This is a genomic window from Inquilinus sp. (assembly GCF_057815775.1).
This window is the reverse complement of sequence record NZ_JBYRFX010000365.1, coordinates 1-12,834: the sequence shown is the minus strand read 5'-3', so window position 1 is coordinate 12,834 and position 12,834 is coordinate 1. Positions and strand designations below refer to the sequence as shown.

The window sequence follows — 12,834 nt, the reverse complement described above, 5'->3', positions numbered from 1 at the left end:
TCCTTGAACAATCCGGGCCGGCCACCGACTCCGGCGGCCGCGGGCGCTCAGATTGCGAAGGAAGTGCCGCAGCCGCAAGAGGACGCGGCGTTCGGGTTCTTCACCTGGAAGGATGCGCCGATCAGCTCGTCGACATAGTCGATCTCGGCGCCGGCCAGCAGGTCGAGCGACGAATCATCGACCACGACGGTGACGTCGTCGCGCCGGAAGGTCAGGTCGTCGTCACGCACCGTGTCGTCGAACTTGAAGCCGTACTGGAAGCCCTGGCAGCCGCCGCCGGACACCTCGATGCGCAGCATCAGGGCGTCGTTGTGCTCGGCGAGCCTCAACTGGGCGATCCGCCGGGCGGCGCTCTCGGTCAGGCTCAGGATGCGGCCATCGTCTGGCATGGCGTGTCCACCGGTCGAAGGAACTGGTCCCCACTAATGTAGGGAGGGTTCGGTCATATGCAAAGCGTTGGCCGCGACGGCCAGCCCCGCATCGCCGGCGGATCAGGCCGCGCACCGGATTCGGCGGCCGCCATCCGCGACTTTCGGTTGCGGTGTGGCCATGGCGGGCGCAAGGCTACCCTGTGCCCGGATCGAACGATCAGTACCCGCCCAGAATGACCGCAGCCTATGCCTCCCGCCCGGACCGCAGCCGCGGCCGGCTGCACCCCGAGCCGGAAAGCGGCATGCGTTCGCCGTTCCAGCGCGACCGCGACCGCATCGTGCACTCCTCGGCCTTCCGCAAGCTGCAGTACAAGACCCAGGTCTTCATCTATCACGAGGGCGACTATTACCGGACCCGGCTGACCCACACGCTGGAGGTGGCCCAGATCGCCCGGACCATCTGCCGGGCGCTCGGCCTGGACGAGGATCTGGGTGAGGCGGTGGCCCTGGCGCACGACCTCGGACACACCCCGTTCGGCCATGCCGGCGAGGATGCGCTGCACACCGCCATGGCCGGCCATGGCGGCTTCCACCACAACGACCAGACGCTGCGCATCCTGACGTCGCTGGAGCAGCGCTATGCCGGCTTCGACGGGCTGAACCTGTCCTGGGAGGCGCTGGAGGGCGTGGTCAAGCACAACGGCCCGCTGCTGCCGCTGCTGCCCGGGGCGGCGCTGCCGGCCACGATCGATGCGTTCCGCGGCGTCTGGGACCTCGATCTCGGCTCGCAGCCCGGGCCGGAGGCACAGGTGGCGGCGCTGGCCGACGACATCGCCTACACCAACCACGATATCGACGACGCGCTGCGGGCCGGGCTGCTTGACCTCGCCGATCTGCGTCCGCTGCCCCTGGTCGGCCCGGTGCTGGCCGAAGTCGAGGCGCTGCATCCCGGCCTGCCGCGGCGCCGGCTGGTGCATGAGACGGTACGGCGGGTGATCGACCAGATGGTGACCGACCTGCTGGCGGAATCGCGACGGCGCCTCGCCGCGCTGGGCCCGACCTCGGTCGAGGCGGTGCGGACGGCGTCGGAGGCGGTGATCGCCTTCTCCGACACGGTCGCGGCGGATCTCGCCGTGGTGCGCCGTTTCATGTTCAAGGAGGTCTACCGCCACTACCTCGTCAACCGCGAGACCAGCAAGGCGCGGCGGGTGGTACGCGACCTGTTCACCCTGTTCATGGCGGAGCCCAACACCCTGCCGACCGACTGGCGCCGCCAGGCCGAGGCGGCGGGCGCTATCGGCCAAGCCCGGGTGGTGGCGGACTACATCGCCGGGATGACCGACCGCTTCGCCCTGCTGGAACACCAGCGCCTGTTCGCTCTCGACCGGCCGATTTGACTATCTTCTGCATGGAATCAATTTCTTATCGCCCGATCCTCCGATTCGGACTACGATTCCGAATCAGTTGAGGGGAAGGGGATGGTCGACACCGCTACGCAGCTGCGACTCGAACCGAACGGGACCTGGCAGGAAGCGCCGCATGCGCTCCCCATGACCGCTTCGGTTCAGCTCCGGCCGGTGCAGGCAACACTGCCCTGGGGCCGGATCGTCACGGTGGGGTTCATCCTCGTCGTGGTCATCCTGTTCGCCGGCATCCTGATCTCCAGCTACACCACCAACACCACGGTCTCGATGGAAGGCGGCGTGCCGATCATCCGGGCCGACAAGACCGAATTCCGCACCCGGCCGGAACAGCCCGGAGGCATCGACATCCCGAACCAGGACCGCCTGGTGCTGCAGGATCTTGGCCGCAAGCAGGCGCCGCTGACGGTGGCCAGCGTGCTGCCGCCGCCGGAACAGCCGATGCCGCGGCCCGCCGCCGCCGGCAGCGACCAGCGCGGCTGGCGCCTGCCGTTGCCGGCCGCATCGGCCGGGGCCGGGGTGCTCGAAATCCTGCTGCCGCGCGCCGGCCAGGCCGCTGGCCCGGTCCAGGCGCCGGCCCCGGTGGTGGCGCCGATCGCGGTGCCGGACGAATCGGTTGCGCCGGCTGCAGATCCGTCCGCTCCGGCCACGACGGCGGCTGCGGATCCTTCCGCGCCGGCCCCCTCTACCGAATCCGCAGCCGCTGCGGCCGATCCGATCGCCGCGCTGCTGAACGGGCAGGGCGGAACGACACAGGGCTGGGTCGACCCGGACAGCGGCACGCCGATGCAGATGGCGGCCTTGCCGACCCCGCCGGCGGCGGCAGTCCCTGTCATGCCGGCCATCGCCGCGGTGACCGGCGGCCATTTCGCGGTGCAGATCGCGGCGGTCGCCACGCCGGAAGAAGCGCAGGCGGAATGGGCCCGGTTCCAGCGCCGCTTCCCCGAGCTGTTCGGCACGCTGCAGCTGGCCGCGCCGCAGGTGTCGGCCACCGCCCGACTCGGCTACCGGGTGCAGGCGGTGCCGCTGGACCAGGTGACAGCGACACGGCTGTGCGACGCTCTGGCCAGCGAAAAGACCGGCTGCCTCGTCGTTCCCCGCTGAATCCAAGGGTTTCCATGTCTTCGAAGGCCGTCCTGTTCGGCTGCGCCGGCCTTGTCCTGACGGCCGAGGAGCGGCGCTTCTTCCGGGAGGCCGACCCACTCGGCTTCATCCTGTTCCGCCGCAACTGCGACACTCCGGCCCAGCTGGCGGCGCTGGTGGCCGATCTGCGTGATGCGGTCGGCCGCACGGCACCCGTCATGATCGACCAGGAGGGCGGACGCGTCGCCCGGCTGCGGCCGCCGCACTGGCCGTCCTTTCCCGCCGCGGGCCGCTTCGGCGCGCTGGCGGCGATCGATGGGGAGGCGGCGGCGGAGGTGTTGCGGGCCAACGCCACGGCGATCGCGCTGACCGTCGGCGCCGCCGGCATCGATGTGGTCGCCGCCCCCGTCCTGGACCTCGACCTGCCCGGCGCCGACCGCACCGTGGTCGGCGACCGCGCCTTTTCCGGCGACCCGGCCCTGGTCGCCCAGCTGGGCCGCGCCATGGCGGAAGGGCTGCTCGACGGCGGCGCCATGCCGGTGGTCAAGCACCTGCCAGGCCATGGCCGGTCGCGGGTCGACAGCCATGTCGCGCTGCCGCTGGTCGAGGCCGATCTGGAGACGCTGGACCGAACCGATTTCGCGCCATTCCGGGCGCTGGCCGATCTGCCCTGGGGCATGACCGGCCATCTCGTCTTCACCGCCCTGGACCCGGATCATCCCGTCACCCAGTCGCCGACCGCGATCCGCGACGCCGTGCGTGGCCGGATCGGCTTCGACGGCGTGCTGTGCAGCGACGACCTGTCGATGGGCGCCCTGGCCGGGCCGCTGCCGGAGCGGGCGCGGCGAGCGCTGGCCGCGGGATGCGACCTCGCCCTGCACTGCAATGGCGACCTAGCCGAGATGCGGGCGATCGCCGAGGTGATTCCCGCCATCGGCCCCGCCACGGCAGCTCGGATCGCCCGTGGCGAAGCGCTGCGGCGGCCTGTCAGCGACCGGCCGGTGGCGCAGTATCTCGACCGTGTCCGCGACTTGCTCGGCCGTCTTCCGGCCGCGTGATCGATCGCGGTTGCACCGGCGCGTCCGGCCAGCGACACTCCGCCCATGCTGGATGACTGGTCGAAGGTCGAGACGCCGCCGGTGACGAACCGGGACGATGCCGCCTTCATTCTCAAATTCGAATCCTATGAAGGGCCGATCGATCTGCTGCTCGAACAGGCGCGCGAGCAGAAGGTCGACCTGACCCAGATCTCGATCCTGGCGCTGGCCGACCAGTATCTCGCCTTCGTCGAGCATGCCCGGCGCCTGTCGCTGGAACTGGCGGCGCATTACCTCGTGATGGCGGCGTGGCTGGCCTATCTCAAGTCGCGCCTGCTGCTGCCCGTGCCGCCCAGCGACGACGAGCCGAGCGGGGCCGAGCTGGCGGAGGCGCTGGCGTTCCAGCTGCGCCGCCTGAACGCGATGCGCGAGGCCGGGCTGGGCCTGATGGCGCTGCCGCAGCTTGGCCACGACCGCTTCCCGCGCGGCGCGGCGGAGGATGAGGAGACGGTGGTGACCTCGGTCTGGGCGGTGTCGCTGTACGACCTGCTCAAGGCCTATGCCGACCACCACAGCGCCAAGGCGGCGGCAGAGGGCGGGCTGCGGATCGAGGCCTCGCTGCTGTACTCGCCGGAGCAGGCGCTGGAGCGGATGGAGGCGATGCTCGGCCGGTTCCCGAACTGGACCACGCTGGCCGCCTTCCTGCCGCCGATGACCGGCAGCCCGCTGGTGCGGCGCTCCGCCCTGGCCGCCACCTTCGTCGCCACGCTGGAGCTGGCCAAGGCCGGAAGGCTGGCGATCCGCCAGGACGGGCTGTTCGGCCAGATCTGGCTCAAGGCCCAGACCCGGGTTCCTGAAGCCCAAGACGATGCCCCGATTCCTGAAGAATGACTGAACTGAGCCAAGCCCTCCGCCTGGTCGAAGCGCTGCTGTTCGCATCGCCGACGCCGCTGACCGAAGCCGCTATCGCCGAGCGTCTGCCCGACGGCGCCGACGTGCCGGGACTGATCGACGCCCTGGCCGCGCATTACCAGGGGCGGGGGGTGGTGCTGATGCCGGTCGCCGGCGGCTGGGCCTTCCGCACAGCGCTCGACCTCGCGCCGCTGATCCGCGACGGCGGCCACGTCGTCCGCCGCATGACGCGGGCGGCGCTGGAGACCCTGGCCATCATCGCCTACCACCAGCCTGTGACCCGGCCGGAGATCGAGGCGGTGCGAGCGGTGACCACCAGCAAGGGCACGCTGGACACGCTGCTGGAGGCCGGCTGGATCGCCCCGGGCCGCCGGCGGCAGGCGCCCGGCCGGCCGCTGACCTGGATCACCACCCAGGGGTTTCTCGATCATTTCGGCCTCGGCGACGTCAAGGACCTGCCCGGGCTCGACGAGCTCAAGGCCTCCGGCCTGCTCGACACCCGACCGGCCATGGCGGTGCTGCCCGGCGGCAGCCTGTCCGGCGATGACGAGCCGGAACCGCGGGATGACGAGGATCGCGAATAGGCCACGCCGGTGGCCGCGTCGTCTTGTCCGGCTGTTCTCAAACATGAGGATTTCCGCGCAGATTCGACCTGTCTGCCGGCATTGCGGTCCCAGGGGGTTTCTGCGATGATCCGCCCGCCTTGGGGCTGGAGGAAAGTTTTATGGGTGGTTTGAGTATTTGGCACTGGTTGATCGTCCTGGTCGTCGTGCTCCTGATTTTCGGGAATCGGCTGCCGCGGGCGATGGGCGACCTGGCCAAAGGGATCAAGAACTTCAAGACCGGCCTGCAGGACGATCCCAAAGCGGGTGACCCGGACGAACGCCCGGCCGTGCCGCCGCCTGCGGGCACCGATGCCGGCAGTCCGAACCGGACGACCGTCGATCGCCAATAGTCCCTTCGGGGAACCGGAACCGCGCCCCGTCCCGGTGGCGGGGCGTGATGGACGAGTGTGATGTTCGGTTTCGACTGGTCGGAGCTTATGATTGTCGTGGTCGTGGCACTTGTCGTGCTCGGCCCGAAGGATTTGCCGCGCGCGCTGTATCAGCTCGGCAAATGGACGCGGCATGCCCGCCGCATCACCGGTGAATTCCAGCGGCATGTCGACGACATCGTGCGCCAGGCCGAGCTGGAAGAGGTGCGCAAGACCGTCCAGGATGCGACCAAGCAGTTCGACATCCGCGGCCAGATGAGCGAGCACGTCAATTCGGTGCTGGATCCGGTCAAGGATATCAAGCAGGCGTTCGAGCAGTCCGCACCGGGCGCCACGCCGTTGGCCGAGCCCGACAAGGCCGCAATGGGTTCGGTGAACGGCCACGCCGCACCGGCGTCGGCCGAGCCGCATGCGGTCGAAGGGCCGCATCCGGCGGAAGAGGCCAAGCCCGCTCCGGCATCCGAGGCGCCGTCCGCCCCGCTGGCCGCAACGCCCGAGCCGGTCCCGGCGCCGGCTGCCGCCCCGTCTTCGCCTGACCGCACGAGCTGATCCATGGCGACCTCTGACAAGGAGATCGACGACAAGCAGATGCCCCTGATGGATCATCTGCTGGAGCTGCGCAAGCGGCTGATCTATGCGGTCGTGGCGACGCTGATCGGGTTCCTGGTCTGCTATCATTTCGCCGAGACGATCTACGTCTTCCTGACCCAGCCGCTGGCCGATGCGCTGCCGCCCGGCTCAGCCCGGTCGCTGCAATACACCGGCCTGACCGAGGTGTTCTTCACCTACGTCAAGATCGGCCTGTGGGGCGGCATCTGCCTGGCCTTCCCGATCATCGCCAGCCAGCTGTGGATGTTCATTGCGCCGGGGCTGTACCGCAACGAGCGCAAGGCGTTCCTGCCGTTCCTGCTGTTCAGCCCGGTGATGTTCGTCGCCGGCTGGGTCGTCGTCTACTTCGTCGTCTTCCCGCTGGCGTGGAAGTTCTTCCTGTCCTTCCAGATCCTGGGCGACCAGGGCGGGAACGGCCTGGACATCCGGTTCGAGGGCCGGGTCGGCGAATATCTCGACATCGTGATGCGGCTGCTGCTCGCCTTCGGGCTGGCCTTCCAGCTGCCCGTGCTGCTGACCCTGCTGGTGCGGGTCGGCATCCTCAGCGTCGCGACGCTGAAGAAACAGCGCCGCTACGCCATCGTCATCGTCTTCATCGTCGCCGCAGTGCTGACCCCGCCGGACGCGATCAGCCAGGTCAGCCTGGCGGTGCCGATGCTGCTGCTGTACGAGCTCGCGATCTTCCTCGGCTCGATGATCGAGCGGGACCGGGCCAAGCGCCAAGCGGCGGCCGGTGCCGAAGACGGCAATTCCGACCCCGACACCCCGGCGTAATCATAGGACCTAGGGTGGGTTTGCTCGGCGAACCCAACCTCTAAATCCTATTTAGCCCCGTTCGGCGTAGTCCCGGACCAGGTCGCCATAGGCGTCCATCGGCGGATACGTCTCATAGCTGTGGACGGCCGGCGTGACCGCCCAGGGCAGCTTCTCGGTGGTGAAGGTCTCGATGAACGGCGTGGACCAGGTGGCATCATCCAGCATGGTCGGGCGGATGTTGACGAACTGGTCGAGGCCGTCGGGCCGCGTGAACAGCCAGGTCAGGCAGTGCGGGCAGAAGAAGTGCCGGTTGGGGCCGTGCAGGCCGCCGATGACCGGCTCTCCCTGAACGACCTCGAATCCTTCGCTCGGGATCGCCGCGGACAGCGAGTACGCGCTCGCGCTCATGCGCTGGCAGCCGGTGCAATGGCAGGCCATGGTCAGGAGCGGGGGCGCGGTGATCCTGAAGCGCACCTGCCCGCAACGGCATTGGCCCTCTTTCGGCAAGCTCGAATCGCCCATATCAGCCCTCCCGGCCTCCAGACATTGGCCCTCTTTTAAGGTCTCGGGCGGCGGCCGGCCAGACCTAGTCCCGCCGGCGTCCGGTCAGCACCAGCCAGGCGATCCCGGCCAGCACGATCAGGGCCCCTAGCAGGGCAAAGCCGGGAATGCCGGCCAGGCGCGGCCCGGCATCGGCCAGGATCGGCGCCAGCCCGACGACGAAGGCGGCGGTGACGATGGCGATGGCGATTCGCGTGGCGCCGCGTTCGATGCTGCGGCCGAAGCGGTCGATCCGGCCGATCTCGATCTCGGCCTTGATCCGGCCTTTCTCCAGCCGCCGCAGCACCCGCCGCAGGATGCCGGGGGCGTCGCCGGCCAGGGCTTGCAGCTCCAGCAGCGCCGATCCGGCCCGCTGCAGCAGCGCCTCGGGCGAATAGCGTGTGGCCAGGGCGCGGCGGACCACCGGTTCGACCTCGCGCACCACGTCGAATTCTGGGTCGAGCCGGCGCGTCACCCCTTCGGCCGTCATCAGCGCCTTCAGCACCAAAGCGAGGTCGGGCGGCAGGGCAAGGTCGTGGTCGCGCATCAGAGCGACGAAATCGGTCAGCGCCTGGCCCAGCTTCAACTGGCCCAGCGCCCCGCGGGTATGGCGGGCCAGGAAGGCCTCGGCCGCCTCTTCCAGCGGCCGGGCGTCGATATCGGGCTGCCCCGCCCAATCCAGCAGCACCTCGCGCACCCCGGCAGCGCTGCCGCCGGTGATCGCGGCCATCAGCGTTACCAGCTGGTCGCGCCGCCGGCTCGACAGGCGGCCGATGGTGCCGAAATCGAGATAGGCGATGCGGTCGCCATCCAGGCACAGCAGGTTGCCTGGGTGCGGATCGGCGTGGAACACGCCGTCGATCAGCATCATCTGCAGGAAGGCGTTGGAACTGCGCGCCGCCAGCCGGCACCGGTCCAGCCCGGCGGCGGCCAGCGCCGCCTCGTCGTTCGGCCGGATGCCGTCGATGAAGTCCTGGACCAGCACCTCCTCGCTGGTCCAGCTCCAGTGGATGCCGGGCACCACGATGTCGGGCTGGTCCTCGAACTGGCTGGCGATCACCTCGGCGTTGCGGCCCTCATTGGCCAGGTCCAGCTCTTCGCTGATGGCGGCGGACAGGTGCCGGGTGATCGCCTCGGGGTTGTAGCGGCGCAGCTCCGGCAGTTCGGATGCGGCCAGCTTGGCGGCATGGGCCAGCAGCCGCAGGTCGGCCTCGACCATCGGCCGCAGACCGGGGCGCCGGATCTTGACCACCACCTCGGTCCCATCGATCAGCACCGCGCGGTGGACCTGGGCGATCGAGGCCGATGCCAGCGGCTCGCGGTCGAAGCGGGCGAAGATCACGTCGGGATGGCCGCCCAGCGCCGCCTCGACCACCGGTGCCAGCGCCTCATAGGGCAGGGGCGGCACCCGGTCGTGCAGCTTTTCCAGCTCCGCGATCCATTCCGGCGGCAGCAGGTCGCTGCGCGTGGCCAGGATCTGGCCGAGCTTGACGAAGGTCGGCCCCAGCGCCTCGATCGCCAGCCGCAGCCGGGCGGGGGTGTCCTGGCCGGGCGCTGCCGGCCCGGTTTCGGTCGGGGTCAGGCCGCCCTGCTTCAACAGCCGGTACAGGCCCAGCCGGCGGACCACGTCGCCTAACCCGAAGCGCAGCAGGACCGTGACGATCTGCTGCAGCCGCTTCAGATCGCGGGCGACGACGAAGGCGGTCGGGAACACCTGCATGAGCGTCCTGCGGTTGGCACGGCCGCCCAGGCGGTCGCGAGGCGGAGATGCCTGGAACGTCGTAGCCGCCGCCGCGTTCCGCCGCCAGATGCGAATGGCCGCGGCCGGTTGCGAATCCAGGGTTTTCGGGGCCCAGGCCGTTTGCGTCGCGGCGGCCGTCCCCCTATAACCAGCGCACGATTCCCTGATCTGGCATACAGAGCGGCGCGATGCACGACATCCGATTCATCCGAGAGCACCCCGAAGCCTTCGATCAGGGGATGGCTCGGCGGGGTCTGTCGCCGCTTGCAGCCGAATTGCTGTCGCTGGACGAACGCCGCCGCGCGATCACCACCGAGCTGCAGACGCTGCAGACCCGGCGCAACGTCGCGTCGAAGGAAATCGGCGGCGTCAAGCAGAAGGGCGGCGACGCCCAGCCGTTGATGGACGAGGTCGCGTCGATCAAGACCCGGATGGGCGAGCTGGAGCAGGCCGACCGCGAGGCCGAGGCGGCGCTGGCCGCGCGGCTGGCGGAACTGCCGAACCTGCCCGATGACGACGTGCCCGAGGGGCCGGACGAGAGCGCCAATGTCGAGATCCGGCGCACGGGCGAACCGCGCCGGCTGAACGACGCCAAGGATCACGTCGATCTCGGCGAAGGCCTGGGGCTGATGGATTTCGCCGCGGCGGCCAAGCTGTCCGGCGCGCGGTTCGTGGTCCTGCGCGGGCCGCTGGCCAGGCTGGAGCGGGCCATCGGCCAGTTCATGCTGGATCTGCACGTCGCCGAGCATGGCTACACCGAGATCGCGCCGCCGCTGATGGTGCGCGACGAGGCGATGTTCGGCACCGGCCAACTGCCGAAATTCGCCGAGGATCTGTTCGGCACCACCACCGGCCACTGGCTGATCCCGACCGCCGAGGTGCCGCTGACAAACCTGGCGGCCGGCGAGATCCTGGAGCAGGAGACGCTGCCGCTGCGCTTCACCGCGCTGACGCCCAGCTTCCGGTCCGAGGCCGGTTCGGCCGGGCGCGACACCCGTGGCATGATCCGCCAGCACCAGTTCAGCAAGGTCGAGCTGGTCAGCATCACCACGCCGGAAGCCTCGGCGCTGGAGCATGAGCGCATGACCGACTGCGCCGAGACGGTGCTGAAGCGCCTCGGCCTCGCCTTCCGCACCGTGGCGCTGTGCACCGGCGACCTCGGCTTCTCTGCCCGCAAGACCTACGACATCGAGGTCTGGCTGCCGGGGCAGGGGCGGTATCGCGAGATATCCTCCTGCTCCAACACCGGCGAGTTCCAGGCCCGGCGGATGCAGGCCCGGTTCAAGGCGGCGGGGGAGAAGGGGACGCGCTTCGTCCACACCCTGAACGGGTCGGGCGTGGCGGTTGGCCGGGCGCTGGTCGCGGTGCTCGAGACCTACCAGCAGGGCGACGGCAGCGTCGTCGTGCCGGATGTGCTGAAACCCTATATGGGCGGCCTCGAAATCCTGCCGGCCGCGAAGAGCTGAGGCGAGCATGCGCATCCTCCTGGCCAATGACGACGGCATCAATTCCACCGGCTTCTCCGTCCTGGAAGGCATCGCCCGCGAGCTGTCGGACGACGTCTGGGTCTGCGCGCCGGAGACGGAGCAGTCGGCGGTCAGCCATTCCCTGACCATCCACCGGCCGCTGCGGCTGCGGCAGATCGAGGAAAAGCGCTTCTCGGTTGATGGCACGCCGACCGATTGCGTGCTGCTGGCGGTCAACCATGTGATGAAGGACAAGCGCCCGGACCTCGTGCTGTCCGGCGTCAACCATGGCCGCAACATCGCCGAGGACGTGACCTATTCCGGCACCATTGCCGCGGCGATGGAGGCGACGCTGCTGGGCATCCGCGCCATCGCCTTCAGCCAGCAATTCGCCGACGGCCGACGGCCGGACTGGGAGACGGCGGCGAAGTGGGGGGCCGAGGTGGCGCGCAAGGCGATCGCCGCGACCTGGCCGGCGCAGGTGCTGGTCAACATCAACTTTCCGGCGGTCGATCCGGACGCGGTCAAGGGCATCGCGGTGGTGCCGCACGGCCTGCGCAAGATCGGCGACGTGTTGGAAGAACGGATCGACCCGCGCGGCCGGACCTATTTCTGGATCGGCACGAGCCGGACGGAAGAGGCGGTGCAGGGCGACGAGACCGACGTGGCCGCGCTGCGCGAAGGCCACATCACGGTGACGCCGCTGCATCTCGACCTGAACCATGCCGCCGCGGTGTCGACGCTGCGGCAGGCCTACGCCTGACGGATACCGGCGCGTGACGGGGACCCTGCGATGATTGCCGAGCCGCGGCTGATCCGGCTCCTGATGCATCTCCGCCGCTCGGGGATCTCGGATCATCGCGTCCTCGGCGCGATCGAGCGGGTGCCGCGCGAGGCCTTCGTGCCCGACGCCTTCCTCGACCAGGCCTATGAGGACATCGCCCTGCCGATCGGGCATGGCCAGACCATCAGCCAGCCGATCGTGGTCGGGCTGATGACCCAGGCGCTGTCGGTCACCGACCGGCACAAGGTGCTGGAGATCGGCACCGGCTCCGGCTACCAGGCCGCGGTGCTGGCCCGGATCTGCCGCCGCCTCTACACCATCGAACGGCACAAGCCGCTGCTCGACCTGGCCCTGGGCCGGATCGACACCATGCGCATCAGCAACATCACCGCGCGCTGGGGCGACGGCATGAAGGGCTGGCCGGAACAGGCGCCGTTCGAACGCATTATCGTGACCGCCGCCCATCGCGGCGACGTGCCGCCCCGTGCGCTGACGGATCAGCTCGCGATCGGTGGTATAATCGTGATTCCCATGGGCGACGAGAAGCGGAACCAGCGTCTGGTCCGTTTCACGCGCACCGAATCCGGATTGGAACGGGAGGATCTGTGGCCAGTTCGCTTCGTGCCGTTGTTGCCGGATCTTCCCGACAGGGAAGAGGGCGGCTCCGGTCAATCCTACTGACGACGCTTGCCGCCGCGAGCCTCGCCGCCTGCAACACCCCTCCCAGCGCCGACGACCTGGTGCAGCGCCCGGCAACGGCGCAGGTCCAGCCCGGCGACGACGTGCTGTCGATCGTCCGGCGCTACGACGTCTCGATGCCGGGGCTGATCGCGCTGAACGGCCTGCAGCCGCCCTATGCCCTGCAGACGGGCCAGACCCTGCGGCTGCCCGGCGCCCCGGGCGCCCTGCCGGGGGCGGCGCCGGTCATCACGCTGCCCTCCGCCGGCGGCGTGCCCACCGGGCCGACGCCGATCACGCCGATGGGCGGGACGCCCCTGAACACCCAGCCGATCGGCGGCGCGGGCCTGTCGGTCCAGCGGCTGCCGCCGCCCGGTGCCGCACCCCCGGTCCAGCCCGGCGTCGCCGTGCCGCCCGGGATCCCCGGCACCGTACCGACACC

At 69.8% G+C, this 12,834-nt stretch carries 15 protein-coding genes; 12 read left to right on the top strand and 3 right to left on the bottom strand.

The window, feature by feature from the left end:
- Positions 1 to 47: 47 nt before the first annotated feature.
- On the bottom strand, positions 48 to 389 hold the full coding sequence (erpA, locus tag AC3XYG_RS13150) for an iron-sulfur cluster insertion protein ErpA (protein ID WP_489140289.1): 342 nt from the start codon (positions 387 to 389) through the stop codon (positions 48 to 50).
- A gap of 215 nt (positions 390 to 604) precedes the next feature.
- Here erpA and AC3XYG_RS13145 point away from each other — a divergent pair, with 215 nt between their 5' ends.
- The 8 genes from AC3XYG_RS13145 (at position 605) to tatC (ending at position 7,201) form a co-directional block, all read left to right on the top strand.
- Positions 605 to 1,768: a deoxyguanosinetriphosphate triphosphohydrolase gene (locus AC3XYG_RS13145; RefSeq protein WP_489140288.1), complete on the top strand. Its 1,164-nt coding sequence runs from the start codon at positions 605 to 607 to the stop codon at positions 1,766 to 1,768.
- 153 nt (positions 1,769 to 1,921) lie between these two features.
- Positions 1,922 to 2,896 carry an SPOR domain-containing protein gene (locus tag AC3XYG_RS13140; RefSeq protein WP_489140287.1) on the top strand — a complete coding sequence of 325 codons (975 nt, stop codon included), beginning with the start codon at positions 1,922 to 1,924 and terminating at the stop codon, positions 2,894 to 2,896.
- Positions 2,897 to 2,910: 14 nt separating this feature from the next.
- Positions 2,911 to 3,933 carry a beta-N-acetylhexosaminidase gene (nagZ, locus tag AC3XYG_RS13135; RefSeq protein ID WP_489140286.1) on the top strand — a complete coding sequence of 341 codons (1,023 nt, stop codon included), beginning with the start codon at positions 2,911 to 2,913 and terminating at the stop codon, positions 3,931 to 3,933.
- Between the two features lie 45 nt (positions 3,934 to 3,978).
- Positions 3,979 to 4,803: a segregation and condensation protein A gene (locus tag AC3XYG_RS13130; protein WP_489140285.1), complete on the top strand. Its 825-nt coding sequence runs from the start codon at positions 3,979 to 3,981 to the stop codon at positions 4,801 to 4,803.
- A complete protein-coding gene (gene scpB, locus AC3XYG_RS13125) occupies positions 4,800 to 5,408 on the top strand; it encodes an SMC-Scp complex subunit ScpB (RefSeq protein ID WP_489140284.1) in 609 nt (202 codons plus the stop codon). Before AC3XYG_RS13130 ends, scpB begins: the two co-directional genes overlap by 4 nt.
- 119 nt (positions 5,409 to 5,527) lie before the next feature.
- Positions 5,528 to 5,779, top strand: coding sequence for a twin-arginine translocase TatA/TatE family subunit (tatA, locus tag AC3XYG_RS13120; protein WP_489140283.1), 252 nt, complete (start codon positions 5,528 to 5,530; stop codon positions 5,777 to 5,779).
- 60 nt (positions 5,780 to 5,839) lie between these two features.
- A complete protein-coding gene (tatB, locus tag AC3XYG_RS13115) occupies positions 5,840 to 6,367 on the top strand; it encodes a Sec-independent protein translocase protein TatB (protein ID WP_489140282.1) in 528 nt (175 codons plus the stop codon).
- A gap of 3 nt (positions 6,368 to 6,370) precedes the next feature.
- A complete protein-coding gene (tatC, locus tag AC3XYG_RS13110; protein ID WP_489140281.1) occupies positions 6,371 to 7,201 on the top strand; it encodes a twin-arginine translocase subunit TatC in 831 nt (276 codons plus the stop codon).
- Positions 7,202 to 7,252: 51 nt separating this feature from the next.
- Here the strand turns inward: tatC and AC3XYG_RS13105 are convergent, their stop codons facing one another.
- Both AC3XYG_RS13105 and AC3XYG_RS13100 read right to left on the bottom strand, forming a co-directional pair.
- Positions 7,253 to 7,705, bottom strand: a complete 453-nt coding sequence (locus tag AC3XYG_RS13105) for a GFA family protein (RefSeq protein WP_489140280.1) — start codon at positions 7,703 to 7,705, stop codon at positions 7,253 to 7,255.
- 64 nt (positions 7,706 to 7,769) lie between these two features.
- A complete protein-coding gene (locus tag AC3XYG_RS13100; RefSeq protein ID WP_489140279.1) occupies positions 7,770 to 9,443 on the bottom strand; it encodes an ABC1 kinase family protein in 1,674 nt (557 codons plus the stop codon).
- 209 nt (positions 9,444 to 9,652) lie between these two features.
- Between AC3XYG_RS13100 and serS the strand changes: the two genes are divergently transcribed.
- From serS to AC3XYG_RS13080, 4 genes are all read left to right on the top strand, one after another.
- Entirely contained in the window at positions 9,653 to 10,930 is a 1,278-nt protein-coding gene (gene serS / locus AC3XYG_RS13095) for a serine--tRNA ligase (protein WP_489140278.1), read from the top strand.
- 7 nt (positions 10,931 to 10,937) lie between these two features.
- Entirely contained in the window at positions 10,938 to 11,693 is a 756-nt protein-coding gene (surE, locus tag AC3XYG_RS13090) for a 5'/3'-nucleotidase SurE (RefSeq protein WP_489140277.1), read from the top strand.
- 30 nt (positions 11,694 to 11,723) lie between these two features.
- Positions 11,724 to 12,395 (top strand): protein-L-isoaspartate(D-aspartate) O-methyltransferase, encoded by a 672-nt coding sequence (locus tag AC3XYG_RS13085; protein WP_489140276.1) that lies wholly within the window; start codon positions 11,724 to 11,726, stop codon positions 12,393 to 12,395.
- Positions 12,396 to 12,454: 59 nt separating this feature from the next.
- Positions 12,455 to 12,834: LysM peptidoglycan-binding domain-containing protein (locus tag AC3XYG_RS13080; protein WP_489140275.1), on the top strand; the 380-nt coding region annotated here is incomplete at its 3' end.

Bases quoted from the DNA above. Each gene is read 5' to 3' on its own strand.
- erpA (WP_489140289.1), bottom strand. From the start codon at position 389: ATGCCAGACGATGGCCGCATCCTGAGCCTGACCGAGAGCGCCGCCCGG.
- AC3XYG_RS13145 (WP_489140288.1), top strand. From the start codon at position 605: ATGACCGCAGCCTATGCCTCCCGCCCGGACCGCAGCCGCGGCCGGCTG.
- AC3XYG_RS13140 (WP_489140287.1), top strand. From the start codon at position 1,922: ATGACCGCTTCGGTTCAGCTCCGGCCGGTGCAGGCAACACTGCCCTGG.
- nagZ (WP_489140286.1), top strand. From the start codon at position 2,911: ATGTCTTCGAAGGCCGTCCTGTTCGGCTGCGCCGGCCTTGTCCTGACG.
- AC3XYG_RS13130 (WP_489140285.1), top strand. From the start codon at position 3,979: ATGCTGGATGACTGGTCGAAGGTCGAGACGCCGCCGGTGACGAACCGG.
- scpB (WP_489140284.1), top strand. From the start codon at position 4,800: ATGACTGAACTGAGCCAAGCCCTCCGCCTGGTCGAAGCGCTGCTGTTC.
- tatB (WP_489140282.1), top strand. From the start codon at position 5,840: ATGTTCGGTTTCGACTGGTCGGAGCTTATGATTGTCGTGGTCGTGGCA.
- tatC (WP_489140281.1), top strand. From the start codon at position 6,371: ATGGCGACCTCTGACAAGGAGATCGACGACAAGCAGATGCCCCTGATG.
- AC3XYG_RS13105 (WP_489140280.1), bottom strand. From the start codon at position 7,705: ATGGGCGATTCGAGCTTGCCGAAAGAGGGCCAATGCCGTTGCGGGCAG.
- AC3XYG_RS13100 (WP_489140279.1), bottom strand. From the start codon at position 9,443: ATGCAGGTGTTCCCGACCGCCTTCGTCGTCGCCCGCGATCTGAAGCGG.
- serS (WP_489140278.1), top strand. From the start codon at position 9,653: ATGCACGACATCCGATTCATCCGAGAGCACCCCGAAGCCTTCGATCAG.
- surE (WP_489140277.1), top strand. From the start codon at position 10,938: ATGCGCATCCTCCTGGCCAATGACGACGGCATCAATTCCACCGGCTTC.
- AC3XYG_RS13085 (WP_489140276.1), top strand. From the start codon at position 11,724: ATGATTGCCGAGCCGCGGCTGATCCGGCTCCTGATGCATCTCCGCCGC.